General features: G+C 68.6%; 25 protein-coding genes. 1 reads left to right on the forward strand and 24 read right to left on the reverse strand.

Going from position 1 to position 26,811, the window contains the following annotated elements; all coding sequences use genetic code 11:
- Positions 1–84: 84 nt before the first annotated feature.
- From ruvX to FNM00_RS13375, 8 genes are all read right to left on the reverse strand, one after another.
- On the reverse strand, positions 85–543 hold the full coding sequence (gene ruvX, locus FNM00_RS13340) for a Holliday junction resolvase RuvX (protein ID WP_143914039.1): 459 nt from the start codon (positions 541–543) through the stop codon (positions 85–87).
- Positions 540–3,191 carry an alanine--tRNA ligase gene (gene alaS / locus FNM00_RS13345; protein ID WP_143914040.1) on the reverse strand — a complete coding sequence of 884 codons (2,652 nt, stop codon included), beginning with the start codon at positions 3,189–3,191 and terminating at the stop codon, positions 540–542. The genes ruvX and alaS overlap by 4 nt, the downstream gene beginning before the upstream one ends.
- Complete coding sequence (locus tag FNM00_RS13350) at positions 3,191–3,466, reverse strand: DUF6167 family protein (RefSeq protein WP_143914041.1); 276 nt, start codon at positions 3,464–3,466, stop codon at positions 3,191–3,193. Before FNM00_RS13350 ends, alaS begins: the two co-directional genes overlap by 1 nt.
- Positions 3,463–4,005, reverse strand: coding sequence for a hypothetical protein (locus FNM00_RS13355; RefSeq protein WP_143914042.1), 543 nt, complete (start codon positions 4,003–4,005; stop codon positions 3,463–3,465). Before FNM00_RS13355 ends, FNM00_RS13350 begins: the two co-directional genes overlap by 4 nt.
- Positions 4,006–4,095: 90 nt before the next feature.
- The gene (locus FNM00_RS13360) at positions 4,096–5,460 is read right to left on the reverse strand and encodes a replication-associated recombination protein A (RefSeq protein ID WP_143914043.1); all 1,365 of its coding nucleotides are present in this window, start codon (positions 5,458–5,460) and stop codon (positions 4,096–4,098) included.
- A 171-nt stretch (positions 5,461–5,631) separates the two neighbouring features.
- On the reverse strand, positions 5,632–7,383 hold the full coding sequence (gene aspS / locus FNM00_RS13365) for an aspartate--tRNA ligase (RefSeq protein WP_143914044.1): 1,752 nt from the start codon (positions 7,381–7,383) through the stop codon (positions 5,632–5,634).
- On the reverse strand, positions 7,380–8,720 hold the full coding sequence (gene hisS, locus FNM00_RS13370; RefSeq protein WP_143914045.1) for a histidine--tRNA ligase: 1,341 nt from the start codon (positions 8,718–8,720) through the stop codon (positions 7,380–7,382). Before hisS ends, aspS begins: the two co-directional genes overlap by 4 nt.
- A 280-nt stretch (positions 8,721–9,000) precedes the next feature.
- Positions 9,001–9,696, reverse strand: coding sequence for an MBL fold metallo-hydrolase (locus tag FNM00_RS13375; protein WP_143914046.1), 696 nt, complete (start codon positions 9,694–9,696; stop codon positions 9,001–9,003).
- 75 nt (positions 9,697–9,771) lie between these two features.
- Between FNM00_RS13375 and FNM00_RS13380 the strand changes: the two genes are divergently transcribed.
- A complete protein-coding gene (locus FNM00_RS13380) occupies positions 9,772–11,025 on the forward strand; it encodes a DUF349 domain-containing protein (protein ID WP_143914047.1) in 1,254 nt (417 codons plus the stop codon).
- Positions 11,026–11,106: 81 nt separating this feature from the next.
- Here the strand turns inward: FNM00_RS13380 and FNM00_RS13385 are convergent, their stop codons facing one another.
- The 16 genes from FNM00_RS13385 to thrS all read right to left on the reverse strand — a co-directional run bounded on the left by FNM00_RS13385 (position 11,107) and on the right by thrS (position 26,756).
- On the reverse strand, positions 11,107–11,763 hold the full coding sequence (locus FNM00_RS13385; RefSeq protein ID WP_143914048.1) for a hypothetical protein: 657 nt from the start codon (positions 11,761–11,763) through the stop codon (positions 11,107–11,109).
- A gap of 208 nt (positions 11,764–11,971) precedes the next feature.
- The gene (locus tag FNM00_RS13390) at positions 11,972–14,263 is read right to left on the reverse strand and encodes an alpha-glucosidase (protein WP_143914049.1); all 2,292 of its coding nucleotides are present in this window, start codon (positions 14,261–14,263) and stop codon (positions 11,972–11,974) included.
- A gap of 140 nt (positions 14,264–14,403) precedes the next feature.
- A complete protein-coding gene (locus tag FNM00_RS13395; RefSeq protein ID WP_246065182.1) occupies positions 14,404–16,632 on the reverse strand; it encodes a RelA/SpoT family protein in 2,229 nt (742 codons plus the stop codon).
- Between the two features lie 373 nt (positions 16,633–17,005).
- Entirely contained in the window at positions 17,006–17,548 is a 543-nt protein-coding gene (locus FNM00_RS13400; RefSeq protein ID WP_143914051.1) for an adenine phosphoribosyltransferase, read from the reverse strand.
- Positions 17,535–18,002: a hypothetical protein gene (locus FNM00_RS13405; RefSeq protein ID WP_143914052.1), complete on the reverse strand. Its 468-nt coding sequence runs from the start codon at positions 18,000–18,002 to the stop codon at positions 17,535–17,537. The genes FNM00_RS13400 and FNM00_RS13405 overlap by 14 nt, the downstream gene beginning before the upstream one ends.
- A complete protein-coding gene (gene yajC, locus FNM00_RS13410; RefSeq protein ID WP_143914053.1) occupies positions 18,002–18,325 on the reverse strand; it encodes a preprotein translocase subunit YajC in 324 nt (107 codons plus the stop codon). Before yajC ends, FNM00_RS13405 begins: the two co-directional genes overlap by 1 nt.
- Positions 18,326–18,392: 67 nt before the next feature.
- Positions 18,393–19,433, reverse strand: coding sequence for a Holliday junction branch migration DNA helicase RuvB (ruvB, locus tag FNM00_RS13415; RefSeq protein WP_143914054.1), 1,041 nt, complete (start codon positions 19,431–19,433; stop codon positions 18,393–18,395).
- Positions 19,430–20,029, reverse strand: coding sequence for a Holliday junction branch migration protein RuvA (gene ruvA / locus FNM00_RS13420; RefSeq protein WP_143914055.1), 600 nt, complete (start codon positions 20,027–20,029; stop codon positions 19,430–19,432). Before ruvA ends, ruvB begins: the two co-directional genes overlap by 4 nt.
- The gene (gene ruvC / locus FNM00_RS13425) at positions 20,026–20,544 is read right to left on the reverse strand and encodes a crossover junction endodeoxyribonuclease RuvC (RefSeq protein WP_221933731.1); all 519 of its coding nucleotides are present in this window, start codon (positions 20,542–20,544) and stop codon (positions 20,026–20,028) included. The genes ruvA and ruvC overlap by 4 nt, the downstream gene beginning before the upstream one ends.
- Positions 20,545–20,774: 230 nt before the next feature.
- The gene (locus FNM00_RS13430) at positions 20,775–21,143 is read right to left on the reverse strand and encodes a hypothetical protein (protein WP_143914057.1); all 369 of its coding nucleotides are present in this window, start codon (positions 21,141–21,143) and stop codon (positions 20,775–20,777) included.
- A 16-nt stretch (positions 21,144–21,159) separates the two neighbouring features.
- A complete protein-coding gene (locus tag FNM00_RS13435; protein ID WP_143914058.1) occupies positions 21,160–21,918 on the reverse strand; it encodes a YebC/PmpR family DNA-binding transcriptional regulator in 759 nt (252 codons plus the stop codon).
- An 11-nt stretch (positions 21,919–21,929) separates the two neighbouring features.
- Positions 21,930–22,544: a pyridoxal 5'-phosphate synthase glutaminase subunit PdxT gene (gene pdxT / locus FNM00_RS13440; RefSeq protein WP_143914059.1), complete on the reverse strand. Its 615-nt coding sequence runs from the start codon at positions 22,542–22,544 to the stop codon at positions 21,930–21,932.
- The gene (gene pdxS, locus FNM00_RS13445; RefSeq protein ID WP_143914060.1) at positions 22,538–23,434 is read right to left on the reverse strand and encodes a pyridoxal 5'-phosphate synthase lyase subunit PdxS; all 897 of its coding nucleotides are present in this window, start codon (positions 23,432–23,434) and stop codon (positions 22,538–22,540) included. The genes pdxT and pdxS overlap by 7 nt, the downstream gene beginning before the upstream one ends.
- Positions 23,435–23,621: 187 nt before the next feature.
- The gene (gene pgsA, locus FNM00_RS13450; RefSeq protein WP_143914061.1) at positions 23,622–24,224 is read right to left on the reverse strand and encodes a phosphatidylinositol phosphate synthase; all 603 of its coding nucleotides are present in this window, start codon (positions 24,222–24,224) and stop codon (positions 23,622–23,624) included.
- Positions 24,225–24,231: 7 nt separating this feature from the next.
- Positions 24,232–24,759, reverse strand: coding sequence for an HIT family protein (locus FNM00_RS13455; RefSeq protein WP_143914062.1), 528 nt, complete (start codon positions 24,757–24,759; stop codon positions 24,232–24,234).
- On the reverse strand, positions 24,759–26,756 hold the full coding sequence (gene thrS, locus FNM00_RS13460; protein WP_143914063.1) for a threonine--tRNA ligase: 1,998 nt from the start codon (positions 26,754–26,756) through the stop codon (positions 24,759–24,761). Before thrS ends, FNM00_RS13455 begins: the two co-directional genes overlap by 1 nt.
- Positions 26,757–26,811 lie beyond the last annotated feature (55 nt).

Here is a 26,811-nt window from a genome sequence, read left to right on the forward strand (position 1 = left end):
TCGCTCATGCCGCCACCACCTGGAAAAAGCACCCTAGGCGACGGCGGCATTCGTCAGTACCCATCGTTCGCTCGCTTCGCTCGCTCATGTGGTCCCTTCGATGAGTTCGCCCGGGGCGGTTCCCCGCGTACGTTCGGCGTCCAACGCCGTTTGCAAGATGACCGTCGCCGCCGCCTGGTCGATGATCGACCGTGACGTCTTCGCGGTGCGTCCCGATGCCCGCAGCTGGCTCGCCGCGGTCACCGTGGACATCCGTTCGTCGACCAACCGTATCGAGACTCCGGGGAGCGCCGCGATCAGTCGTCCGGCGAAGGCACGGGCCTTAGCCGCGGCCGCGCCCTCCTGACCGGACAATCCGATGGGCAGCCCGACGACACATTCGATCGGCTCGTACTCCCCCGCGATGGCGAGGATCCGGGCGATCGGATCACCCTTCGCGGGGACCGTCTCGAGCGGTGAGGCGATGAGACCCTCCGGATCGCTCGCGGCGACACCGATCCGGACATCGCCGACATCGATCCCCAGGCGACGGCCCGGCCTCAAAGGGCAGCCTCCACCGCTGCGAAGGCCGCCTCGATGCCACCGAGATCGGTGCCACCGCCTTGGGCGACATCGGCCTTGCCGCCTCCGCGGCCACCGATCTTCTCGCCGATCACCCCGATGAGCTGGTTCGCCGCGACGCCGCGCTCCTGCGCGGCCGGGTTCACGGCGACCACGACGCTGGGCTTGTCACCGGCGGTGCCGATGACGACGACCACCGCGGGCCGGTCCGACAGACGTCCACGGATGTCGAGTGCCATCTGCCGAACATCGCCGCCGCCCACACCATCCGCCCGGTGCGTCACGAGGGCGACTCCTCCGATATCGCGCGCCCCCTTGGCCAGGTCTCCGGCGGCACCGAGCAGCTGGGCGCTCTTGAACTTCTCGAGCTCCTTCTCGGTCGCCTTGAGACGCGACATCAGGTCCGACACGCGGTGCGGGACATCGTCGGGCTTGGCCTTGAGCAGGTCCGTGAGCTGCAGGACCAGGTCACGCTCACGGGCCAGGTACTGGAATCCCTCGAGTCCGACGAGTGCCTCGACACGGCGGTTGCCCGCTCCGACGGAGGCATCGGAGGTGACCACCACGGTGCCGATCTGGCTCGACCGCTGCACATGGGTGCCGCCGCACAGCTCGCGCGACCAGGGGCCGCCGATCTCGACCACGCGGACATCTTCGCCGTAGGTCTCGCCGAACAGTGCCAGGGCGCCGATCTCGCGTGCCTTGGCCAGCGGCATCACCGCTGCCGAAACCGCGAGATCCTCGCGGAGGGCACGATTGGAGGCTTCCTCGACATCGCGCAGCTGTTCGGGAGACAGGGCACCGTTCCAGCCGAAGTCGAGTCGCAGGTAGCCGGGACGGTTGTACGAGCCGGACTGCAGCGCCGTCGGGCCGAGCACCTCGCGTAGCGCGGCGTGCACGACGTGCGTACCCGAGTGCGCCTGGGCCGCGCCGACCCGCCAGTCGCGGTCGACATCGGCCGACAGTGAGGTGTCGAGGGTCAGCTCGCCCTCCAAGACGCGCACCTGATGGACGACGAGCCCCCTCACGGGACGCTGAACATCGAGCACCTCGGCACGACCGCCGTCCCACGACAGCATTCCGGCGTCGGCATTCTGTCCACCGGACTCGGCGTAGAACGGCGTGCGATCGAGCACGACCTCCGCGACCGTGCCGGCACCCGACGCGGGAACCGCGGCGCCCTGCGCGTAGAGCGCGAGCACGCTCGACTCGGTGCTGAGGGTCGTGTAGGCCAGCCAATCGGTGGGACCGTGCGTATCGAGGGTCTCGCGGTAGAGGCTGGTGTCGGCGTGACTGCCCTTCTTGGCCTTGGCATCGGCCTTGGCCCGCGCACGCTGTTCGGCCATGAGGCCGCGGAAGCCCTCCTCATCGACCGTCAGTCCCTGCTCGGCGGCCATCTCGAGGGTCAGGTCGATCGGGAAGCCGTAGGTGTCGTGCAGCGCGAAGGCCTGATCGCCGGCGAGCACACTGCGGCCGGACTCCTTGGTGGAGCTCGCGGCGAGGTCGAAGACCTGCGTGCCCTTGGCGAGGGTGGAGCGGAAGGCATCCTCCTCGGCATAGGCGACCTGGCTGATGCGCGCGAAGTCGACCTCGAGCTCGGGATACGAGGCCTTCATCTTGTCGAGGCTGACGGGCAGCAGCTCGGGCAGTGCCGGCGCCTCGTAGCCGAGCAGTCGCATCGAGCGGACGGCGCGGCGCAGCAGGCGGCGCAGGACATAACCGCGGGACTCGTTGCCCGGGGTGACGCCGTCGCCGATCAGCATGAGGCCGCTGCGCACGTGGTCGGCCACGACCCGGAAGCGGACATCGTCGACGGGGTCGGCGCCGTACCGCTTGCCGCTGAGCTCGGCAGCCTTGGCGATGACCGGGAAGACCTCGTCGATCTCGTACATGTTCTCTTTGCCCTGCAGCAGATAGGCGACGCGCTCGAGACCCATGCCGGTGTCGATGTTCTGCTGCGGCAGCGGCGCGACGACGTCGAAGACGTCCTTGGCGCGCACGTTGGTGATCTCCTCCTGCATGAACACGAGGTTCCAGATCTCCAGGAAACGGTCTTCATCGGCCTCAGGGCCGCCATCGGGACCATACTGCGGGCCGCGGTCGACGTAGATCTCCGAGCAGGGCCCGCCGGGACCCTCGACGCCCATGTGCCAGTAGTTGTCGATGAGTCCGCGGTTCTGGATGCGCTCGTCGGGCAGGCCCGCGATCTTCTTCCACAGCTCACGCGCCTCGGTGTCGCTGTGCAGCACTGTGACCCAGATGTCCGCGGGATCGAATCCGAGCCCGCCGTCGGCGACGCTCCCGGTGATGAGATTCCACGCGTGCGTGATCGCCCCCTCCTTGAAGTAGTCGCCGAAGGAGAAGTTGCCGTTCATCTGGAAGAACGTGCCGTGCCGCGTGGTCTTGCCGACCTCCTCGATGTCGAGGGTGCGGACGCACTTCTGCACACTGGTCGCACGATCGAACGGAGGGGTCTCCTGGCCGAGGAAGTACGGCTTGAACGGCACCATGCCGGCGTTGACGAACAGCAGATTGGGATCGTCGAGCAGCAGGGGCGCGGACGGCACGACCGTGTGGCCGGCGGCCTCGAAGTGAGCCAGGAAGCGGCGCCGGATCTCAGCGGTGTCCATCAGGTGGGGTCCTTCTCGATTTCCAGTGGGTGGGAGGGGTCCTGGGCGGAGGCTCCGAGCTCGGGCGCGCCCAGCACCTGGGTGCGCAGCTCGTGCTCCTTGGCCTGGCGGCCGTCGCGCATCTCGGCGCTGAACGCTCGCCAGCCCGAGCCGAGGGCACCGGCCTGGTCGATCAGTCCGGGCATCGAGATCCGGTAGGCCGCCCGCCGGGCCTTGACCGAGGCATATACCCCGGCCGCTGTGCCGGCGACGAACCAGAGGGCACGTGGAGTCATGAGCTCATCCATCCGTCGGTCTGCGTCGGTGGGCTGTTGGTGGCGCGCGCCGCCCGTCTGCCGGCACGCTGACGCGCTCGACGCCGTTGCCGGTACTCGCGGCGCACCAGCCCGCTGATCCGGTCGCGGCTCTCGGGACGCAACGCGTGCGCCACCCCCGAGAGGACGATCGCGATCCGCACGCCCGGTCGGGTCATCTGGGCCGCGACCACCTGTTCCTGGGTCGGCGGGACGATGACCCGGCCCTCGATCACGCGAGCCTCCTGCGGCTCCGCGGCCTGGCGGACCGCGAGCTGCGCATCGCCTCCCCGTTGAGTGTGGGGATACCTCCCTGGACGGAGCGCAGCGGAGTCCTTGGGGGAACGTTGGGACGGTGAATTCGTCGTTTCCGCCGTCCGAACGCCCCACTCAACGGGTTCGGGGGGCTGTTCGCGCAGGGCCTTGACCTCGCGGACCGCGCGCAGGGCGACGACGGCGGCGACGAGCGCGACCGCGGCGAGGACCGCGGCCACGACGAGCACGACGACGTCGACAGGCATATGACGAGGTTACCGGTCACCGGGACGTCTCGGGGGTCGGGCGGTGCGTCACCCCGCACTCGGCCGGTGGGCGGCCGGGTCGGGCGAAGGTCAGCGGTCGCGCAGGATGGCGCGGATGCGGGCCAGACGATCGGCGAGAGCGGCCTCCGCCCCATGACGGCCCGGCTCGAAGTACTCGGTGCCGTCGATATCGTCCGGGGCGTACTGCTGGGCGACCACTCCGCGCGGGTCGTTGTGGGCGTAGAGATAGTCGTGCCCGTGGCCAAGCTTCTTGGCGCCCGAGTAGTGCGCATCGCGCAACGCCGGCGGCACGGGGCCCACCTTGCCCGCCCGCACGTCGCTGAGAGCCGCGTCGATCGCGCGGATGACGGCATTGGACTTCGGAGCCGTGGCCAGGTGGATGACGGCCTGAGCGAGAGGGATGCGCGCCTCGGGGAATCCGATCATCGCGACCGCCTGCGCCGCCGTGGTCGCCGACTGCAGGGCGGTCGGGTCCGCCATGCCGATGTCCTCGCTGGCGTGGATCATCAGCCGGCGGGCGATGAACCGCGGGTCCTCCCCCGCCTCGATCATCCGGGCCAGGTAGTGCAGGGCGGCATCGACATCCGAGCCGCGGATGGACTTGATGAAGGCGCTCGTGACGTCGTAGTGCTGGTCGCCCTGACGGTCGTAGCGGACGGCCGCACGGTCGACGGCCTGCGCGGCATCCTCGACGTCGATCTCGGTCTTGCCCTGGGACGTGGCAGCGCCGGCGGCCGCCTCCAGATAGGTGAGCACCCGACGGCCGTCGCCTCCGGCGAGCCGCACCAGATGATCCCTGGCGTCGTCGGTGAGCGTGACCTCGCCGTTCAGCCCCCGCTCGTCGGTGAGCGCGCGGTCGACAAGGACGGCGATGTCGTCATCGGTCAACGATTCGAGGGTGAGCAGCAATGAGCGGCTGAGCAACGGCGAGATGACGCTGAAGTGCGGATTCTCGGTGGTGGCGGCGACGAGGCTCACCCAGCGGTTCTCGACGCCGGGCAGGAGGGCGTCCTGCTGGGCCTTGCTGAACCGATGGACCTCATCGACGAACAGGACGGTCTCCTGGCCGGTGGACGCGAGGGTCTTACGGGCTCCCGTGATGACCTCGCGCACCTCCTTGACCCCGGCGCTGACGGCCGAGACCTCGACGAAGCGGCGGTCGGTCTGCGTGCTGATGAGGCTCGCCAGCGTCGTCTTGCCGGTGCCGGGTGGACCCCAGAGCAGGATGGTGAGCGGCTTATGCCCGTCGATCATCTGCCGCAGCGGCGAGCCCGGACCGAGCAGATGCTGCTGGCCGACGAGCTCGTCGAGGCTGCGGGGGCGCATCCGGACCGCCAGCGGCGCGGTCGCGAACTGGTTGCCCGCGAGGGTACCGCTGGACTCGGGTAGCGACGGAGGCACGTCGGGCAGGTCGAACAGGCCGTCGGAGGGCATGGATCGAGCCTACCCATCCCCACCGTCACTCCCGCCGCACGTGGTGGCGGTAGACCGTCAACCTTTCGCGATCGGCAGCGGTAGGCCGTCAACCTCATCGAAGCGTGAATACGTTGACCGCGTACCGCTGCCGGCGAGGAAGGGTTGACCACGTACGGCCACCGCGCGGGCTCAGTCCTCAGGCTCCGGCTCGGCGTCGACGCCGGCCTCGGCGCGCTGCTCGGGGGTGATGGGAGCCGGGGCCGCGGTCAGCGGGTCGTAGCCGCCGCCGGACTTCGGGAAGGCGATGACCTCGCGGATCGAGTCGACTCCCGACAGCAGCGCGCACGTGCGGTCCCAGCCGAAGGCGATGCCACCGTGCGGCGGGGCGCCGAAGCTGAACGCGTCGAGCAGGAAACCGAACTTCTCCCGGGCCTCCTCCTCGCCGATCCCCATGATCCCGAAGACCTTCTCCTGCACGTCCTGGCGATGGATACGGATCGAGCCACCGCCGATCTCGTTGCCATTGCAGACGATGTCGTAGGCCTGAGCCAGCGAGGTTCCCGGATCGTCGAGCGTCGCGACATCCTGCGGCGCGGTGAACGCGTGATGCACGGCCGTCCACTCTCCCCCGCCGACGGCGACGTCACCGGAGTCGAGATCACTGACCGACTCGAACATCGGCCAGTCCACGACCCAGCAGAACGCCCACGCCGTCTCGTCGATCAGGTCGCAACGGCGGCCGATCTCCAGGCGTGCCGCGCCCAGCAGGTTCTGCGCGGACTTGCGCGGCCCCGCGGCGAAGAAGATGCAGTCACCGGGCTTGGCACCGACATGCGCGGCGATGCCGGCCTTCTCGGCATCGGTGATGTTCTTGGAGACCGGCCCGGACAGCTCGCCGTCCTCACCGACGAGGATGTACGCCAGACCCTTGTGGCCTCGCTGCTTGGCCCACTCCTGCCAGGCGTCGAGCTGACGTCGGGGCTGCGAGCCGCCGCCGGGCATCACGACGGCCCCGACATAGGGCGCCTGGAAGACCCGGAAGGGCGTGTCGGCGAAGAACTCGGTGCACTCGGTGAGCTCGAGGTCCAGGCGCAGGTCGGGCTTGTCCGAGCCGTACCTGTTCATCGCATCGGCATAGGTGATGCGCGGGAACGGAGTGGTCAGCTCCACGCCGATGAGCTTCCAGAGCTCGGCGTAGACCTCTTCGGCGAGGGCCATGACGTCATCGGCCTCGACGAAGCTCATCTCGATATCGAGCTGGGTGAACTCGGGCTGGCGGTCGGCGCGGAAGTCCTCATCGCGGTAGCAGCGCGCGATCTGGTAGTAGCGCTCCAACCCGCCGACCTGGAGCAGCTGCTTGAACAGCTGCGGGCTCTGCGGGAGCGCGTACCAGCTCCCGGGCCGCAGGCGTGCGGGGACGAGGAAGTCGCGCGCGCCCTCGGGGGTCGAGCGGGTGAGGGTCGGCGTCTCGACCTCGACGAAGTCGTGACGCTCCAGCACCGCGCGCGCGGCGGCGTTGACCTTCGAGCGCAGCCGGATCGCCTCGGCGGGGCCCTGGCGGCGCAGATCGAGATAGCGGTACTTGAGCCGCACCTCCTCGCCGACCTCTACATGTTCGTCGATCGGGAACGGCAGCGGCGCCGAGGCGCTGAGGATCTCGACCTCGTCGGCGATGACCTCGATCTCGCCCGTGCCGATCGCGGGGTTCTCATTGCCCTCGGGACGGCGCTCGACCGTGCCGGTGACCTTGAGGCAGAACTCCGAGCGCAGCTGGTGCGCGACATCCTCGCGGACGACCACCTGCACGACGCCGGACGCCTCGCGCAGGTCGATGAACGCGACACCGCCGTGGTCGCGGCGGCGGGCGACCCAGCCGGCGAGCGTGACCTGCTCGCCGACATTCGCGGCGGTCAGGGTTCCGGCGTCATGGGTGCGGATCACGTGCGGTCTCCTTCGGGGGTGACGACCTGAGGTCGCAGATCGGTGGCGGGCGGGGTCCAGGCGTCCGGATCGGCCGGCTCCTGGTCGCCCGAGCGGATGTCCTTGACGGTGTGTTCGCCATCGGGCTCGGCGGGCGGGAACCAGACGAAGGGTATCCCCCGCCGCTCGGCGTAGCGGATCTGCTTGCCGAACTTCTGCGCGCTCGCGGCCACCTCGGTGGGGATGCCACGTGCGCGGAGCCGCTGGGCGACGGCATCGCCGGCGGCCCTGGCGTCCTCATCGGCGAGGGCGACGAGGACGGCGGACGGCACACTGCGGGTCGAGGTCATGCCGTCGGCGAGCAGCGGCGCGAGCAGGCGCGAGACGCCGAGCGAGATGCCGACACCGGGATAGGTGCGCTTGCCGTCGCCGGCGAGCTCGTCGTACCGGCCGCCTGAGCAGATCGAGCCGAGGGACTCGTAGCCGGCCATGCGGGTCTCGAAGACCGTGCCGGTGTAGTAGTCCAGGCCACGGGCGATGCGCAGGTCGGCCATCACCGTGACTCCCTCGACCTCGGCCCCGGCGCCGAGCACGGCGGCCAGCTCATCGAGCCCTTCGTCGAGCATCGGGTGCTCGACGCCGAGCCCGCGGACCCGCTCGACGAAGGAAGTATCGGCGCTGCGGATCTCCGCGAGCGCGAGGCACTGGCGCGCCTGCGGCTCCTCGAGTCCGAGCTCCAGCAGCAGCTCGACGATCCTCTCGCCGGGCAGCTTGTCGAGCTTGTCGATGACCTGCATGACCGCGGTGGGATCGGTCAGCCCGAGGCCGAGATAGAAGCCCTCCAGCACCTTGCGGTTGGAGACCTGCAGGGTCAGCTCGGGCACGGGCAGGCCCGAGAGCGCCTCGGCCATGACGCGGGCGACCTCGACGTCGAAGTGGAAGGGCAGCGTGCCCTCGCCGACGATGTCGATATCGGCCTGCGTGAACTCGCGGAACCGGCCTTGCTGCGGCCGTTCGCCCCGCCAGACCTTCTGGATCTGGTAGCGGCGGAAGGGGAAGACGAGCTTGCCGGCGTTCTCGACCACATAGCGCGCGAACGGCACGGTGAGGTCGAAGTGCAGTCCCATGCCGGCATCGGCACCGTCCTCGGCGGCCTGCAGGCGGCGAAGGACGTAGACCTCTTTGTCGATCTCGCCTTTGCGGGTCAGCTGCTCGATCGTCTCCACCGCGCGGGTCTCGACATTCGCGAAGCCGTGCAGCTCGAACACCCGGCGCAGGTGATCGAGCACCGCGAGCTCGACATTGCGCTCGGCCGGCAGATACTCGGGAAAGCCCGAAAGCTTGCCACCCCTGCTCATGTCGTCACCTGCCAGAGAAAGCCCACGCTAGTGTCCTGGACCAGAAATTCATTGCCGTCTTTCGCCGCCTGGGCGGCGCTCCGCTGCGTTGGCGTCGCTCGAAAGGTGTCTCCCCCAAGCACTCCGCTTCGCTCCGTGCAGGGCGGTACCCCCAACCTGCCAGCGCTCCGCCGCCTTTCGGAGCATCCACCCAGACGGCGCCTCTCAGCAACGAATTTCCGGTCCAGGACACTAGGCAGCCGACGACACGAGGTGATCACTGCTCGCTCGCTGCGCTCGCTCATGCGCTCAGCTCCAGCAGGAAGGGGTTGGTGCCCTTCTCGCGACCGATGGAGGTCTGCTGGCCGTGGCCGGGCAGCACGACGACGTCATCAGGGAGCGTGAGGATCTTGGTGCGGAGGCTCTCGACCATCTCACTGTGATCGCCACCGGTGAGGTCCGTCCGACCGATCGAGCCGAAGAACAGGAAGTCACCGGAGAAGGCCACCTGCGAGACGGGCTCCGGACCCGGGTAGTCGACCCGGTACATCACCGTGCCCGGCGTGTGGCCCGGGCAGTGGTCGACGGTGAGCATCAGCGAGCCGATCTCGATGCGCGCACCGTCGACGGCGTCACGGACGTCGGCGGGCTCAACGAAATCGGGCATCTCGATATCGGCGAACTGCTGACGCAGCATCGCGGCGGACTGTCCGGAGACCGCGGCCATCGGATCGCTCAACAGGTGCCGGTCCGCCGGATGGATCCAGACCGGGCAGCCGTACCGGGCGGCGACGTCCTGGGCACACCACATGTGGTCGAAGTGCCCGTGGGTGACGAGCACGGCCGCCACGGTGAAGCCATGCTCATCGACGACCTTCTCGATCGCTTCGAAGGACTCCATGCCCGGGTCGACGATCGCGCAGGCACCACCCTCGCCCTCGGCGACGAAGTAGCAGTTCGCCTGCAGCGGACCGGCCGGAAAACTGGTGAGAAGCACGTCGGCCAGCCTACGCGAGACATCAGACGTGACGTGCACCTCCTCGCCGGTCGGCGCACCACTACACTCGTCACCATGAGCGAGCGAAGCGAGCGACCTGCCGCCGCCCAGCAGGAGTGGGGTCGCGTCGACGCCGAGGGAAATGTGTATGTGCGCGAGGGCGACGGTGAGCGACTCATCGCCCAATGGGTCGGTGGTGATCCGGCCGAAGCGATCGCGCTCTACACGCGTCGGTTCGAGGGGCTGCAGACGGAGGTCGAGCTGCTCGAGCAGCGCATGGCCGCCGGCTCCGTCGCCCCCGACGATGCCCAGAAGGCCCTGACCCAGGTTCGCGAACAGCTCACGGACGCCCAGGCCATCGGCGATCTCGCCTCCCTCGCGGCGCGCCTGGAGGCGATCGAACCGCAGGTCGCCTCGCTGCGCGAACAGCGCAAGGCCGAGCGGGAGCAGCGCCAGGCCGAGTCCAAGGAGGCCAAGAGCCGGATCGTGGCCGAGGCGGAGAAGCTCTCGACCGGAAACGACTGGCGAGGCGGCGCGGACCGCTTCCGGCAACTGCTCGACGAGTGGAAGTCACTGCCGCGGCTCAGCAAGTCCCTCGACGATGAGCTCTGGCATCGCTTCAGTTCGGCGCGCACGGCCTACACCAAGCGTCGCAAGGCCCACTTCAGCGAGCAGTCGGCCCGCCGCGACGAGGCCGCCAAAGTCAAGGAGCGGCTGATCGCCGAGGCCGAGTCACTGCAGGAGTCCACCGACTGGGGTCCGACCTCGGGGCGCTACCGCGATCTGATGCAGCAGTGGAAGAAGGCCGGCTCCGCCCCACGTGGTGTCGAGGACAAACTCTGGAAGCGCTTCCGGGCGGCCCAGGACGTCTTCTTCTCCGCACGCGATTCCGCCAATGCCGAGCTCGATGCCGAGTACGAGAAGAACGCCGAGGTCAAGGCCGAGCTCCTCGTCGAGGCCGAGGCACTGCTGCCGATCAAGGACCTCGACGCGGCACGGCGCGCGTGGCAGTCGATCGCGGACCGCTGGGAGCAGGCCGGCAAGGTGCCGCGTGCGCGCATCAAGGAGTTCGAGGGACGCCTGCGCACGGTGGAGAACGCGATCCGCGACGCCGGCCAGCGCGAGTGGCAGCGCACCGATCCGGAGAAGTCGGCTCGCGCCGACGACATGATCGGCAAGCTCGAGGCCGCGATCGCCGAGACCGAGGCAGAGCTGGAGAAGGCACGGGCCGCCGGTGACGAGAAGAAGGTCAAGAGCCTGACGGAGAACCTCGAGTCACGGCGCTCCTTCCTCGACATCGCCCGCAAGACCGCCTCCGACTTCGGCTGATCTCGGTGGTCGCGTAGAGCGATCCGACCGTCGTGGGGACGTTCACCGTCATCTGATCGCTGGGGAGCACCCAGGGGTCGATCACTCGCCTCTGGCGAGGTCATCGGCCTCGAAGACCGCTGCTCCGGACTCCTCGAAGTCCACCGAGAATCCGGCAGCCGCCAACCCACCGCCGAGGACATCATCCTCGATGATGGACTGCACTCTGCCGAGCTCGGCAGCGTCCAGCGCCACACCGCTGAAGCTCACGGTGATTATGCGGTCACGTGCATCGGGAATGGCCAGCACCGAGGTGGCACCAAGGTCGAGGACCACCTGAACCGCACGACCCGCGGCCTCCTGGATCTCGAGCTCGGTGAAGCCGGTGTGCTCGAGCACTTTCACACGACCACCTAGTGTGGCTATTTTCTCGTCCAGCCCTTCAGGCGCCACCCCGCTGAATGCCAGAACGGCTTCGCGTGGGGCCACGATCTCCGAGTACGAGTAGCCTCGCGACTGGTCCATCGAGTAAGACGTGACGAGTTCCGAGAACTCCGTCTCCCAGTTCAACTGCTCGGGCGCCACGCCCGTGGCTTCGGCGTCCATGTGGAGCGCTTCCTTCGCAGACATGCGACGGTCGCTTACGTCCTCCGGCGGCAGGCCCGAAGAAGATACAGCATTCATCGATGTCGAAATCACGACGATGAGGGCGGCGCCAAGACCGACCAGCACCTGCCTGAACCGCGTTCCTCGCATCATGGCTCCAATCTCACGCGAGAGCCGCAGGAGGCGACCGATCTGCTGATCGTAACACCGAAAATGACCGACTGGTCCGTTTTGAACAGATCGGCTTCCCCGCATGTGCGCTGAACTGCCGACGATCGATGTCGGTGATCGGGTAACGGCGAGGAAGGAGCCGGAGCCTGGTATGACGGCCTCGATACGGCTCGCCCGTGAAGCATCCCGCTTAGCGCACCGAGCTGAGGTCCAAGCGGTCGGCCCAGGGGTCAGAGGTTTCCACGAAGGCCGCCGGCGTGCCGACCGGGGCGGCGACCTCACGGGTCGTGTCGCCCGCGTATTCGTCTCCGGTGAGCAGGTGCCGCCAGGTGCCGGGCGGGAAGGTGACCTCGACGTTCTCCTCACCTTCCGTCGTGACAGGTGCGACGAGGACCGATGGCCCGAGGAAGAACTGCGTGTCCACATCCGCGGCGACCGTGCCCGGTGCCACCAGCCAGCCGTGCCGGATCGCGGGCACGCCCGTGGCGAGTGCCTCCTCGACGACCTCGCGTCGATAGGGCGCGAGCGCCGCGAAGACCCGCGTCATGTGAGCAAAACGCGACCGGGTCTCCGCGGTGTCGACCACTTGGACGTTGTCCTCGGGCCGATTGCCCTCGTGGGTGCGCATCATGACCCCGAAGGCCTCCATCTCGGCCCAGCGGGCGAGCAGCTCCGGCGTGCGGGTGTAGTCCTTCACCACGGCGTCGATCGAGGTGTAACCCCCGACATCGGAGTGCACGAGCGGCCAGCCCGAGAATCCCGCGGAGAAGGTGCCGCGCAGGACCGATCCCAGGCCATCCTCTTCTCCGAAGGAGACGAGCTGGTCGCCGTTCCAGAACATCGGCGTCGACTCGTCCATGCCTCCCGCGCCGCTGCGGAACCACGTCACGCAGTCCGGTTGCTCCGCGAGCTCGCACGCCTCGCGGACCGTCTCGGCCCAGAGCGCCGGCCAACGGTTGTGTGCGACCGCCGCGTCCCCCTCGGAGAGCACCGCATCGAGCGGAAGGCCCTCGCCGAAGTCGGCCATGAACCCAGAGACCCCGTCGCCGAGCACCTCTGAGGCGATCACCTCGGCGTACCAGTCGCGGGCGGCGCTATCGGTCAGGTCGACGAGGTAGGCGTCGAAGCCGCCCTGGTCCAAGGCATAGGGGTCGCCCTCGGCGTTCTGGACCAGATAGCCGAGCTCGTCAGCCTCGGCCCACAGATCGCGCTCGGGTGCCGGCTCTTTCGACGACCCGTGGACGAGGAAGGCGTTCACATAGGTCGTGACCGCGATGCCCTCGGCATTCAGCTCCGCGACCAGTTCCTCCCAACCCGGGTAGCGCTCGCGGTCCGGCTGCCAGGTCCACCAGAGCCGCTCGCCGAACGAGGTGGTGCGCTGCCCCGTCCAGTCCTGCAACCAGACCCCGGCGATCTCGGTGCCGGCATCCTGCAGCTCCCGCACGGTGCGGCGCACGGTCTCGGTGCCGCCCTGGATGCCGATGACGGCGCCCTCACCGGTCCAGGCCGCGAGCTCCGGACGCTCCCGGCCGGCCTGCTGTCGTTCGATGAGCTCGCGAGGGGTGGCCGCCGCGGTCAGCTCGGCCCGCAGCGTCGTCGCCCACATCTCGAGTCCCACGCGACCGGCGGACCGTGTATCCGCGACGCCGAGGGCGTGGGACGCCCCGAGCTCGGGATCGAGCCGCACACCCCGCAGGTCCTCCGTCACCCACGAAGGCCAGGCCGCATAGGTCATCCGCTCGGTGCCGCCGGCCCCGTGATTGGTGACATCGGCAAGCACCGTCAGTGGCTGCTCGCCGCGTCCCACACCCTGCTCGCGCACGATGATCGGCAGCAGCCGGTCGTCGAGGTCGACATCGGTGAACTGTTCGCCGAAGCCGTGGACGGCGGCGCGTTCCTCGCGCGCGCTCCACAGCGTCAGCGACGTGGCTCCTCCAGTCTCGTCGAGCTGGGCATCGAGCACGGCGCCGGTGCCGGTCTCCGCGACGCGTGCGCTCCATCGCGGGCCGGGCTCGTCGTCATCGTCGAGCAGACGGCCCCCAAGCGCGATCGCGTCACCCTCGAGCTCGGCCCGGTCGATCGTCTGCGTGGTCCAGGTCGTCTCGTGCTCGGTGCTCATCCAGAAGTAGCCGCGATGCTCCTCCGCCGCGACCTCGCCGCGCCCGGCACCGAGGAAGGCGTGCCCAGGCTCGCTGCTCCAGACGGTGTCGTCGTCCGTGGCGATCACGACCCGGGGTGCGTCACCGTCCTCGACGGACACGGTGAGGTCACCGGTATTCAGAGCCCCGGCGACCCCGGCGCCGATCCGCAGAGACCCGGGATCGAGGATCGACACGTCATCGCGGGGCACGCGGCCGAGAGCCACCGCGACCACCGCGACGAGCGCCAGCACCAGGCCGAGGACGACGAGCAGGAGACGGCGACGCTTCGACATGCTGTAGACGGCGGCCACCGCCTCATTGTCGCGCGGCCTCTCGCCCATCGCGTGGCGGACGGTGACCTACGCACCTCTCGGGCGCGCTGAGAGGTGGGTGGGCCACCGCTCACCACCTCGAGACGTGCGCATCTCACCGCCCACCGGCGTGAGAGGTGCGTAAGTCACCGCCCTGGGACGGGCGAGGATCACTGGTGAAGGCGATAGACGTCGAAGACGCCCTCGATCGAGCGCACCGCGCTCAGCACGTGTCCGAGATGCTTGGGATCGGCCATCTCGAAGGTGAACTTGGTCTTGGCGACCCGGTCGCGCCCCGTGCTCAGACCGGCGGACAGGATGTTGACGTGCTGATCGGAGATCACCCGGGTGATATCGCTGAGCAACCGCGGCCGGTCCAGGGCCTCGACCTGGATCGCCACGAGGAACATGCTCTTGGCCGTGGGCGCCCAGGAGACCCCGACGATGCGTTCGGGCTGATCACGCAGCGCCTGGAAGTTGACACAGTCGGTTCGGTGGATCGAGACCCCGGAGGTGCGCGTCACGAACCCGGAGATGTCGTCTCCGGGCACCGGCGTGCAGCAGCGCGCCAGCTTGACCATCACATCGCCGTCGATGCCCTCGACGTCCACGCCCGCCACACTGCGTGACTTCGGCGCGGAGCGCTGCGCGACGGTCGGGATCGTCGTCGCCTCGGCGATATCCTCCTCGGCACCCTCGCGCCCCCCGGAGAGGTCGATGACACGCTCGACGACATTCTGGGCGCCGACATTGCTCTCGCCCACCGCCGCGTAGAGGCCGGAGATGTCGTTCAGCCCGAGATCGTGGGCGACCGCCTCGAGATTCGCCTGGCTGAACAGCCGATGCAGCGGCAGTCCCTCCTTGCGCATCTGCTTGGCAATGAGGTCCTTGCCCCGCTCGATCGCCTCGTCGCGACGCTCCTTGGTGAACCACTGGCGGATCTTGTTGCGGGCACGCGGGCTCTGGACGAAGTCGAGCCAGTCGCGGCTGGGACCGGCATCGGGAGACTTGGAGGTGAAGACCTCGACGACATCGCCGCTCTCCAGCTGCGACTCCAACGAGACCAGCCGTCCGTTGACGCGGGCGCCGATACAGGCGTGGCCCACCTCCGTGTGCACGGCGTAGGCGAAATCGACCGGGGTGGCGTTGGCTGGCAGCTGGATGAGGTCGCCACGCGGGGTGTAGGCGTAGACGCCCGCATTGCCCATCTCGAAGCGCAAGGAGTCCAGGAAGTCGCTGGAGTCCTCGGTCTCGGACTGCCAGTCCATCAGCTCGCGCAACCAGACCATGTCCTGGACATCGGGGGCCTTGGCCTTGCCGCCCTTGGAGCCGGCGACCTGCGCCAGGCCGTCCTCCTTGTACTTCCAGTGCGCCGCGACACCGTACTCGGCACGACGATGCATCGCGTAGGTGCGGATCTGCAGCTCCACCGGCTTGCCCTGCGGACCGATGACGGTCGTGTGCAGCGACTGGTACATGTTGAACTTCGGGACGCTGATGTAGTCCTTGAAGCGGCCCGGGATCGGGTTCCAGCGCGCGTGCAGCACGCCGAGGACGGCGTAACAGTCGGCGATATCGTCGACGAGGATGCGCACGCCGACCAGATCGAAGATGTCGGAGAACTCGCGACCGCGCACAAGCATCTTCTGATAGATCGAGTAGTAGTGCTTGGGCCGGCCGGTCACCTTCGCCTTGATCTTGGAGTGGCCGAGGTCGGAGGTGACATCGCTGATGACTCGCTCCAGGAAGCCCTCGCGCGAGGGCGCCCGCTCGGCGACGAGGCGGACGATCTCGTCGTAGACCTTCGGATGCAGCGTGCCGAAGGCGAGATCCTCCAGCTCCCACTTGATGGTGTTCATGCCGAGCCGGTGAGCCAACGGGGCGTAGATCTCGATGGTCTCGCGGGCGATGCGCTCCTGCTTGTCCTGTCGCAGATACCGCAGGGTCCGCATGTTGTGCAGGCGGTCGGCGAGCTTGATGACGAGCACACGGATGTCGCGGCTCATCGCCACGACCATCTTGCGAATGGTCTCCGACTGCGCCGAGTCGCCGTACTTGACCTTATCGAGCTTGGTCACACCGTCGACCAGATGCACCACTTCGTCGCCGAAGTCCTCGCGCAGCTGATCGATCGTGTACGAGGTGTCCTCGACCGTGTCGTGCAGGAGCGCCGCGCACAGCGTCGGCGCGGTCATGCCGAGCTCGGCGAGGATGGTGGCGACGGCCAGCGGATGCGTGATGTACGGGTCACCGCTCTTGCGCGTCTGGCCCTCGTGCATCTGCGCCGCGATGCGGTACGCCTTCTCGATCGAGGCGATATCGCCCTTGGGATGGGTCGCTCGATAGACCTTCAGCAGAGGATCCAGCACGGCATTCGGGGCGGCTGTCCGGCCCCCCATGCGCGCGAGTCGGCTGCGTACGCGTGCGCCCGCCGGTGCCGACTCCGAAGTCTTCGGCCCGGTGGTCTTGTCGACCTGCGGATCTGCCACGTCACGCCTCCTTGGGACCATCGTACGCACGGGGTTCGCACGCCCGCGCGCGGCGGCACTCGCGGGCGAAAGCTGGAACCGGCCCGGCCCACGAAGGATGTGTCTTGCTGGTTGCTATGACAACCGTGAAGACACATCCTCCGTCCGGCCCCGCGCGAGAGCCGCCGGCATCCCGGGCGAGCCGGCGCTCAGAGCAGCATCGTCAACAAGGTCGCCGCCGAGCCGGCGACGAGTGCCCCGGCTGCGACGAGGGCGATGATCTGCATGGTCCGCCGGCTCATCATCAGTAGGTCACCAACGCAGCGGTAGGGGTCTGCGTGCCCAGGCGCGCGCGACCGCCGAGCGGAGCCAGCTCGACCAGCACCAGCTGACCGACGACACGCCCACCGAGACCGGTCACCAGGTCGCGGGCGGCGGACAGGGTCCCGCCCGTGGCGAGGACATCGTCGAGCACGAGCACGCGCTCGCCGGTCACGATCGCGTCGCGGTGGATCTCGACCGTGGCCGACCCGTATTCGAGGTCATAGGTGCGGGACTCGACGGCGGCGGGGAGCTTGCCGGCCTTGCGGACCGGGACGAAACCCGCCCCGAGACGCATCGCGACCGGCGGCGCCAGCACGAAACCGCGCGCCTCGATCCCGACGACCTTGTCGATCGGACCCCAGGTGGCGGCGATGCCGGCGAGCGCGTCGACCGTGCCCGCGAGCCCCGCGGGGTCGGCGAGCAGAGGAGTGATGTCGCGGAACGTGACACCGGGCTCGGGCCAGTCCTCGATCGCCCTGATGTGATCGCGAGCCAGAGACGCGAACTGCTCACTGCTGGTCATCGGTCGTACCCTCCAAGTCCAGGTCACAGGTCTGCTCGGCATGCTCGGAGATCTCGGCACTCGCGGTGCCGACTGCCTCCAGGTCCAGATCGGACAGCGCGTCGTCGACCGCGATCAGCTTCGCCTGATCCTCCTCGCTGAGGTCGGGCTGCTGCGCGAGCTCGATCATCTCGGCGATCGTCAGCCCTTCGTCCTCGACCGCGGCTTGCAGCTCACGGATCGTCGACCCGAAGGTCTGCCAATCGTCCTGGATCTCCTCTGGCGCCTTCTCTTCCAGCGCCGTCATGTCATCCATGACCTGGTCGATCTGCGAGAAGTCCCCGGCGCTGAGGTCCGCGAAGGGCTCGCTCACCTTCTCCAGCTCGTCGCAGTAGGCGTCGGTGTCGTCGCTACAGGCCGACAGCGCACCGAGTGTCGCGACGACCGCGATGCCGGCAGCCCACCGGCGACGCATCACCGCTTCTCGTCGTCGGTGTCGGCCGGCTCGATCTCGTCGTACTCCTCGAGCTCGTCGGCGTCGTCGGCCTCCAGCGGAGTGAACACCTGCGCGACCGCGGGACGGGCCACGGTCAGGACCGTGCCGGGAGCGACCTCGATGTCGACCGTCTGATCGTCGACCTCGACCAGGGTCCCGTGGATGCCGCTGGTCAACATGACCCGCTTACCGGGCTCCAGGGTGTTCTGCACCTGCTGGAACTGCTTCTGGCGCTGTCGCGCGGGGCGCAGGACAAGCAGGAAGAAGACGGCCACGATGGCCACAAGAAGGATGATTTCCACGCGGAGAACTCCAGGTCGCGACGGACAGGTACGACGGCGAGTCTACGGGGCACCGCCGCATCGCCGGTCACTCGGCGTCGTCGAAGCTGAGCTGCGCGACATCCTGGGGAACCGTGAGTCCCAGATGTCGCCAGGCCGCCGGCGTGGCGATGCGCCCCCGCGGCGTACGCGCGAGGAAACCGAGGCGTACAAGGAAAGGCTCGGCGAGCTCCTCGACCGTCTCGCGTTCCTCGGCGACCGCCACCGCGAGGGTCGAGATGCCGACCGGTCCGCCGCCGAAGCTGCGGCAGAGGGCGTCCAGCACGGCGCGATCGAGTCGATCGAGGCCGAGATCGTCGACCTCGTACAGCTCCAGGGCGGCTCGGGCCACCCCGTGGTCGACGTGGCCCCCGGCGCGCACCTCGGCGTAATCGCGGACGCGCCGCAGGAGACGATTGGCGATCCGCGGCGTGCCACGAGAGCGCGAGCCGATCTCGCGGGCGGCATCGTCGTCGATCGAGAGGTCCAGCAGACGCGCCGAGCGGCGCACGATGTCGTAGAGGTCCTCGGCGGCGTAATAATCGAGTTGGGCGGTGAAGCCGAATCGATCGCGCAGCGGACCGGGCAGGAGCCCCGCGCGGGTGGTGGCGCCGACGACGGTGAAGGGCGGGATCTCCAGGGGAATCGCCGTGGCCCCCGGCCCCTTGCCGACCACGACGTCGACGCGGAAGTCCTCCATCGCCATGTAGAGCAGCTCTTCTGCCGGACGCGACATGCGATGGATCTCGTCGATGAAGAGCACATCGCCCTCGCCGATCCCCGAGAGGATCGCCGCGAGATCGCCCGCATGCTGGATGGCGGGTCCGGAGGTGAGCCGCAGCGGGGCGGAGAGCTGGTGGGCGATGATCATCGCCAACGTGGTCTTGCCGAGCCCGGGCGGTCCGCTCAGCAACACGTGATCGGGCGTGCGGCCGCGTGCCACGGCCGCCTCGAGCACTAGCGCGAGCTGCTCGCGCACACGGTCCTGGCCGACGAGCTCATCGAGGCTCTTGGGTCGCAGGGCTGCCTCGAAGGCGCGGTCCTCGGGCAACACCTCGGCACTGACGGCGTCGTTGAATTCCCCCGTCATCGGCGGCCCTTGCCGAGGGTGCGCAGGGCGTCGCGCAGCACGGCCGAGACATCGGGCTCGGTGCCCTCGGGAAGCTCGGCTGCCGTCGCGTCGATCGCGGCATCGGCATCCTTGGCCGACCAGCCGAGACCGGTGAGCGCCTCGTGCACCTGGCCGCGCCATACGCCGCCCCCAGCCGTGTGAGAGGCGCCCGTGACCGGGCCGACGCGATCCTTGAGCTCCAGGATGATGCGTTCGGCGCCCTTGCGCCCGATGCCGGGGACGGTGGTGAGCGTGCTGACCTCGCCGGCGGCGATGGCCTGCCGGATGCGTTCGGGGTCGAGCACGGCGAGCATCGCCTGGGCGACCTTGGGGCCCACGCCGCTCGCGGTCTGCACGAGCTCGAACATCTCGCGTCCGTCGGCGTCGGCGAAACCGTAGATCGTCAGGGAGTCCTCTCGGACCACCATCGAGGTGAAGAGCGTCGCGGGCTGGCCGATCCGCAGGCTCGCGATGGTGGCGGGCGTGCAGAAGACCTGGAGTCCCACTCCGCCGACCTCGATCACCGCGGAGGTGACGGTGACGGCCGCCACCGGTCCCTTGACGTGTGCGATCACCGAGCGGTCCTCTCCTTCTGGGCCGCCACGGCGGCGGCGAGTCGGTCGTGTGCGGCCCCGCGCCAGATCTGACAGATCGCGAGGGCAAGGGCGTCCGCGGCATCGGCCGGCTTGGGCGCTTGCGCCAGCCGCAGCAACCGGCTGACCATGAGGGTGACCTGCGCCTTGTCGGCACGACCGCTGCCGGTGACAGCGGCCTTGACCTCGCTGGGCGTGTGCAGCCGGACGTCGAGGCCGTGCCGTGCGGCGACCAGCATCGCGATGCCGCTGGCCTGGGCCGTGCCCATCACCGTGCTGACATTGTGCTGACTGAAGACGCGTTCGACAGCCATCACCTCCGGGCGGTGCGTGCGCACGGCCTCGTCCAGCGCCTCCTCCAGCCGCAGCAGGCGACGCGAGAGGTCGAGGTCGGCCGGCGTGCGGACCACCGAGACGTCGACCATCGTGAGCGGCCTGCCGACGCTGCCCTCGACCACGCCGAGACCGCAACGGGTCAGGCCGGGGTCGATCCCTATGACGCGGACAGAACGCATGTTCGAAAGCCTAACGGGCCGAGCCGTGTGGGCGCGTACCGCCACGCCGGGGCCCACGCATCCAGCAACCCCGTGCTGGCGGTAGCTGGTCAACCCCACCTCCCCGTGGCGGTAACTCGTCAACCCCATCTCCCCCGTGGCGGTAGCTGGTCAACGTCATGGACCCGCGATGAGGTTGCTGACGTACCGCCACGGCGCGGCCGAGCGGGCGGTCAGCGCAGGTCGGCGTCCGGGGTCCGGCCGATCTCACCGGCCAGATCGCGGGCGAGCAGGAAGGCCCCCACCGCCCCACGGGTGACGTACCGAGAGACCTCCTCGTCCTGGCGGATCACCACCACGACGCTCCGCCAGCGGTACCCGGCGAAGGCGAGCAGCAGACAGGGCACCGCCAGGGCGACCAGCCACCCCAGCCCCGCGGAGAGGAGCACCGGCGCCAGGATGACGAGGACGACCGCGAGAGCCGTCAACAGCCCGAAGCCGACCGAGGGCGCCGGCACAATGACCTCGCGCTCGCGATCCGCTCTCCTCGCGAGGGCACAGCGCAGCCTCCAGTCGACACCGTCGGGCGTGCGCGCCCTCATCGCCTCGCCGAGCCGGTCAGAGCTCGGCCATCACCTCGTCGGGCGCGTCGAAGTTGGCGTAGACGTTCTGCACGTCGTCGCAGTCCTCGAGCGCGTCGATGAGCTTGACCACCTTGCCAGCACCGGCCGCATCGAGTTCGACCTGGACACTCGGCAGGAACGACGCCTCAGCGGAGTCGTAGTCGAGGCCGGCCTCCTGGAGTGCCGTGCGCACCGCCACCAGGTCGGTGGCCTCGCTGACCACCTCGAACGAGCCGTCGAGGTCGTTGACCTCCTCAGCTCCCGCATCGAGCACGGCGACCAGGATGTCGTCCTCATTGGTGGTCGACTCGCCCTGCTCCGCCGGCACGATGACGACGCCCTTGCGATTGAACAGATACGAGACCGAGCCCGGGTCGGCCATCGTGCCGCCGTTGCGGGTCATGGCCGTGCGGACCTCCATGGCGGCACGGTTCTTGTTGTCGGTGAGGCACTCGATGAGCAGCGCGACGCCGTTCGGACCGTAGCCCTCGTACATGATCGTGGTGTAGTCGACCGCACCACCGTCGAGACCCCCGCCGCGCTTGACCGCGCGATCGATGTTGTCATTGGGGACCGACTGCTTCTTGGCCTTCTGGATCGCATCGTAGAGGGTCGGATTGCCTTCGGGGTCAGGACCACCCGTGCGCGCCGCCACCTCGATGTTCTTGATGAGCTTGGCGAACAGCTTGCCGCGCTTGGCGTCGATGACCGCCTTCTTGTGCTTGGTGGTCGCCCACTTGGAATGCCCTGACATGGCGTCCTTCCCTACGACTGAGTCACGAGGTCGACGAAGAGCCGGTGGAGACGATCGTCGTTCCCGACCTCGGGATGGAACGACGTCGCCATGAGCGGCCCCTGGCGAACAGCGACGATTCTACCGGCGGCACCGTGTTCCGGTGCCGATGCGGGCACTCGGGCGAGCACCTCGACCCGCGCTCCGGCCTCCTCCACCCAGGGGGCACGGATGAAGACCGCGTGCACCGGCGCGTCGAGGCCGTCGACCGCGAGACCCGTCTCGAAAGAGTCGACCTGGCGTCCGAAGGCATTGCGCCGGACCGTGATGTCGATGCCCCCGAGGGTCTCCTGACCCTCGATACCGTCGAGCAGACGGTCGGCCAGCATGATCATGCCCGCGCACGTGCCGAAGGCCGGCATCCCGGCCGCGATCCGCTCGCGCAGCGGCTCACGCAGCTCGAAGATCCGCGCCAGCTTGTCCATCGTCGAGGACTCGCCGCCCGGAACGATCAGGCCGTCGACGCGGTCGAGCTCCTCGGGCCGGCGCACCGGAAGCGCCCTCGTGCCCAGCCGGTCGAGTGCGTGGAGATGCTCCCGCACATCGCCCTGGAGGGCGAATACGCCGACGGTGGGGCCGGTCACCAGCCGCGGGTCTCGAGGCGGTGCGGCTCGGGGATGTCGTCGACATTGATGCCGACCATGGCCTCGCCGAGCCCGCGTGACACCTTGGCGATGACATCGGGGTCGTCGAAGAAGGTGGTGGCCTTGACGATCGCGGCGGCGCGCTCGGTCGGGTTGCCGGACTTGAAGATGCCCGAGCCGACGAAGACGCCCTCGGCGCCGAGCTGCATCATCATCGCGGCGTCGGCCGGCGTGGCGATACCGCCCGCGGTGAACAGCACGACCGGCAGCTTGCCCGCCTCGGCGACCTCCTTGACGAGCTCGTACGGCGCCTGCAGCTCCTTGGCGGCGACGTACAGCTCATCGGGTGCCAGCGTCTGGAGGCGGCGGATCTCACCGCGGATCTTGCGCATGTGGCCCGTGGCATTGGAGACATCGCCGGTGCCGGCCTCGCCCTTGGAGCGGATCATCGCCGCGCCCTCGGTGATACGGCGCAGGGCCTCGCCGAGATGGGTCGCGCCGCACACGAAGGGCACCGTGAAGGCCCACTTGTCGATGTGGTTGGCGTAGTCGGCAGGCGTGAGCACCTCGGACTCGTCGACGTAGTCGACGCCGAGGCTCTGCAGCACCTGCGCTTCGACGAAGTGGCCGATGCGCGCCTTGGCCATGACCGGGATGGAGACGGCCTCGATGATGCCGTCGATGAGGTCGGGGTCGCTCATCCGCGCGACGCCGCCCTGCGAGCGGATGTCCGCGGGCACGCGCTCGAGGGCCATGACGGCGACGGCGCCGGCGTCCTCGGCGATCTTGGCCTGCTCGGCGTTGACGACGTCCATGATGACGCCGCCCTTGAGCATCTCGGCCATGCCGCGCTTGACCCGGGCGGTTCCGGTGGTGGTCTCTTCGCTGGTCACCCCTCCAGTCTACGAGCCGTGTCGCGCCGCCTCGAAGCCCGCCCGCCGGGACCGGTCGAGCCCTCGGGCGCGCTCGTCGTCACCAGCGGTGACGAGCGCACGTCTCCGACGCGCTGAGAGGTGTCCAGCACACCGCCGCGGCGAGCGAGAGGTGTCCAGCCCACCGCCGCCTCGGGCCGCGAAGGACTCAGCCGAGGGATTGGCGGCGGACCATGAGCATGCGCTGGCCGCAGGTGACGAGACTGGCGACCGCCAGCGCCCAGAGCGTGACGTGCTGCAGGATCGGCAGGTCCAGGAGGCCGGCGAATCCCGTCATGACGAGGATCGCGACCAGCCGGTCCGAGCGCTCGGCGATACCCCCCTTGGCCTCCAGGCCGAGGCCTTCGGCCCGGGCACGGAGATAGGAGGTCATCATGCCGAGCACGAGACACGCCAGGCTCAGGCACAGGTAGAGCGGCGAATCGCCCTCCCACGCGTACCAAAGCGCGATCCCGCCGAAGATCGCCGCATCGCCCACCCGGTCGAGCGAGGAGTCCAGGAAGGCACCCCACTTCGACGAGCGACCGAGCTTGCGCGCCATCGAGCCGTCGACGATGTCGCTGAACACGAAGGCCGTGACGAACATCGTGCCCCAGAAGAACTCACCCTGCGGGAACAGCCACAACGCCCCGACGCACACGCCGATCGTGCCGACCCAGGTCACCATGTCCGGCGTCACGCCGATCTTGATGAGCCCGTCGGCGATCGGCGAGAGCAGCTTGTTCCAGAAGGCGCGGAACCTCTCCAGCATCAGGCCGTCACCCCCTCTCTTCGATGACGGCAGTCCAGGCGTCGGTCAGCATCCGCGCGGTGTCCTCGATGACCTGGGGCAGCGTCTTGGTGTGCCCGACGACGGTCATGAAGTTGGCGTCGCCGCCCCAGCGCGGGACGACATGCTGATGCAGATGTTGCGAGAGCGAGCCTCCCGCCACTCCCCCGAGGTTCAGCCCGACATTGAAGCCATGTGGCGAGCTCACGTGGCGGATCACCCGGACCGCCTGCTGGGTCAGCTGGGTCAGCTCGATCGACTCCTCCTCGGACAGCGCGGTGAAATCCGATTCGTGCCGGTTCGGCAGCACCATCAGGTGCCCGGGGTTGTACGGGTAGAGGTTCATCGTGACGAAGGAGTGCTCGCCGCGATGCACCACCAGCTCGCTCTGGGGACCGCCCTCGGCCATAGCGCAGAACGGGCAGCGATCATCGTGGGGCGTCTTCTCCTCCCCCCGCACATAGGCCATCCGATAGGGAGCCCACAGCCGCTCGAGACCGTCGGGGTCCGGCGCCATCAGACCTGGACCCGGTCGCGCACCGCCGCGACGATCTTGGCGACCGCGTCGTCGAGCGACACCCCGTTCTCCTGCTCGCCGCTGCGATAGCGGAAGGAGACGGCACCGGCTTCGACATCCTTGTCCCCCGCCAGCAGCATGAAGGGGATCTTCTGGGTCTGCGCCGTGCGGATCTTCTTCTGCATCCGCTCATCGGAGGCGTCGACCTCGATCCGGATGCCCTCGGCCTTGAGCCGGGCGGCGAGGTCGTACAGGTAGTCCAGATGCCGTTCGGCCACCGGGATGCCGACGACCTGCACCGGCGCGAGCCACGGAGGGAAGGCCCCGGCGTAGTGCTCGACGAGCACGCCCATGAACCGCTCGATCGAGCCGAACTTGGCCGAGTGGATCATGACCGGCTGCTGACGCGAGCCGTCAGCGGCCACGTACTCGAGTCCGAAGCGATCCGGCGCCGGCTGGTTGAAGTCGTACTGCACCGTGCCCATCTGCCAGGTACGGCCGATGGCATCGCGCGCCTGGACCGAGATCTTGGGGCCGTAGTAGGCCGCCCCACCCGGATCGGGCACGAGCTCGAGGCCGGTGGCAGTGGCGACGTCCTCGAGCACCTGGGTCGCGATCGCCCAGTCCTCATCGGAGCCGATGAACTTGTCCTTGGTGGCGTCGCGGGTCGACAGCTCGAGGTAGAAGTCGTCGATCCCGAAGTCCCGCAGCAGGCTGAGCATGAAGTTGAGCAGGTGCTCGACCTCGGCGGGGGCCTGCTCGGGCGTGACATAGGAGTGCGAGTCGTCCTGGGCGAAACCGCGGACACGCGTCAGGCCGTGGATCACCCCGGACTTCTCGTTGCGGTACACGTGCCCGAACTCGAACAACCGCAGCGGCAGCTCACGATAGGAACGCTGGCGCGATCGGAAGATCAGATTGTGCATCGGGCAGTTCATCGCCTTGAGGCGGTAGTCCATGCCGTCGACGTCGAGCGCCGGGAACATCCCCTCGCCGTAGTACGGGAGGTGGCCCGACGTGTGGAAGAGACCCTCTTTGGCGATGTGCGGGGTGCCGACGTACTCGAAGCCCTCCTCAATGTGCCGGCGACGGACATAGTCCTCCATCTCCCTCTTGATGACCCCGCCCTTGGGGTGGAAGACGGGCAGTCCCGAGCCGATCTCGTCGGGGAAGCTGTAGAGGTCGAGCTCGGATCCGAGGCGCCGGTGGTCGCGTCGCTGCGCCTCCTCGATCCGGTGGAGATAGTCGTCCAGCTCCTCCTTGCTCGGCCAGGCCGTGCCGTAGATGCGCTGGAGCTGCTTGTTCTTCTCGTCCCCGCGCCAGTAGGCGGCCGCAGAGCGCATCAGCGTGAACGCCGGGATGCGCTTGGTGGTGGGCAGGTGCGGACCGCGGCAGAGGTCGTTCCAGGCGACCGAGCCGTCGCGCTTGAGATTGTCGTAGATGCTGAGCCCGCCCTCGCCGACCTCGACGCTCGCGCCCTCGGCCGCATCCCCCGCCGTGGACTTGAGACCGATGAGCTCGAGCTTGTAGGGCTCATCGGCCAGCTCGGCGCGGGCCTCGTCATCGGAGATCTCGCGGCGGCTGAACCGCTGGTTCTCCTTGACGATCTTCTTCATCCTCGCCTCGATCTTGGACAGATCGTCCGGCGTGAAGGGCTCGGGCACGTCGAAGTCGTAGTAGAAGCCGTCGGTGATCGGCGGGCCGATGCCGAGCTTGGCCTCGGGGAAGAGCTCTTGGACCGCCTGCGCCATGACGTGCGCGGTGGAGTGACGCAGGATGTCCAGTCCATCGGGCGAGTCGATCGCGACCGGTTCGATGAGATCGCCATCGGCGAGCTCATAGGACAGGTCCTTCAGCTCACCACCGACGCGAGCGGCGACCACGGAGGGGTCCTCGGAGAACAGCTGCCAGGCCTTCGTGCCGGTCTCGACGCTCCGCGCCTGTGTCTCACCTCCTTCGCCGGCGGGCGAGAGCACGGACACGGAGAGGTCGGACATACGGGTCACCTTCGAAGGTCGGGACGCGCCCTACGGCTGGCGCGTGCAGGTCGCG

Origin of the sequence: Aeromicrobium piscarium, from assembly GCF_007421815.1 — a bacterium.
In the GTDB taxonomy this organism is placed as follows: domain Bacteria; phylum Actinomycetota; class Actinomycetes; order Propionibacteriales; family Nocardioidaceae; genus Aeromicrobium; species Aeromicrobium piscarium.

Excerpts from the sequence above, each read along its gene's own strand:
- alaS (WP_143914040.1), bottom strand. The coding sequence starts at position 3,191 with ATGGACACCGCTGAGATCCGGCGCCGCTTCCTGGCTCACTTCGAGGCC.
- FNM00_RS13350 (WP_143914041.1), bottom strand. The coding sequence starts at position 3,466 with ATGACTCCACGTGCCCTCTGGTTCGTCGCCGGCACAGCGGCCGGGGTA.
- FNM00_RS13355 (WP_143914042.1), bottom strand. The coding sequence starts at position 4,005 with ATGCCTGTCGACGTCGTCGTGCTCGTCGTGGCCGCGGTCCTCGCCGCG.
- FNM00_RS13360 (WP_143914043.1), bottom strand. The coding sequence starts at position 5,460 with ATGCCCTCCGACGGCCTGTTCGACCTGCCCGACGTGCCTCCGTCGCTA.
- hisS (WP_143914045.1), bottom strand. The coding sequence starts at position 8,720 with ATGAGCAGGGGTGGCAAGCTTTCGGGCTTTCCCGAGTATCTGCCGGCC.
- FNM00_RS13380 (WP_143914047.1), top strand. The coding sequence starts at position 9,772 with ATGAGCGAGCGAAGCGAGCGACCTGCCGCCGCCCAGCAGGAGTGGGGT.
- FNM00_RS13385 (WP_143914048.1), bottom strand. The coding sequence starts at position 11,763 with ATGATGCGAGGAACGCGGTTCAGGCAGGTGCTGGTCGGTCTTGGCGCC.
- FNM00_RS13390 (WP_143914049.1), bottom strand. The coding sequence starts at position 14,263 with ATGGGCGAGAGGCCGCGCGACAATGAGGCGGTGGCCGCCGTCTACAGC.
- FNM00_RS13395 (WP_246065182.1), bottom strand. The coding sequence starts at position 16,632 with ATGGGGGGCCGGACAGCCGCCCCGAATGCCGTGCTGGATCCTCTGCTG.
- FNM00_RS13400 (WP_143914051.1), bottom strand. The coding sequence starts at position 17,548 with ATGACCAGCAGTGAGCAGTTCGCGTCTCTGGCTCGCGATCACATCAGG.
- FNM00_RS13405 (WP_143914052.1), bottom strand. The coding sequence starts at position 18,002 with ATGCGTCGCCGGTGGGCTGCCGGCATCGCGGTCGTCGCGACACTCGGT.
- ruvB (WP_143914054.1), bottom strand. The coding sequence starts at position 19,433 with ATGACGGGGGAATTCAACGACGCCGTCAGTGCCGAGGTGTTGCCCGAG.
- FNM00_RS13430 (WP_143914057.1), bottom strand. The coding sequence starts at position 21,143 with ATGAGGGCGCGCACGCCCGACGGTGTCGACTGGAGGCTGCGCTGTGCC.
- FNM00_RS13435 (WP_143914058.1), bottom strand. The coding sequence starts at position 21,918 with ATGTCAGGGCATTCCAAGTGGGCGACCACCAAGCACAAGAAGGCGGTC.
- pgsA (WP_143914061.1), bottom strand. The coding sequence starts at position 24,224 with ATGCTGGAGAGGTTCCGCGCCTTCTGGAACAAGCTGCTCTCGCCGATC.
- FNM00_RS13455 (WP_143914062.1), bottom strand. The coding sequence starts at position 24,759 with ATGGCGCCGGACCCCGACGGTCTCGAGCGGCTGTGGGCTCCCTATCGG.
- thrS (WP_143914063.1), bottom strand. The coding sequence starts at position 26,756 with ATGTCCGACCTCTCCGTGTCCGTGCTCTCGCCCGCCGGCGAAGGAGGT.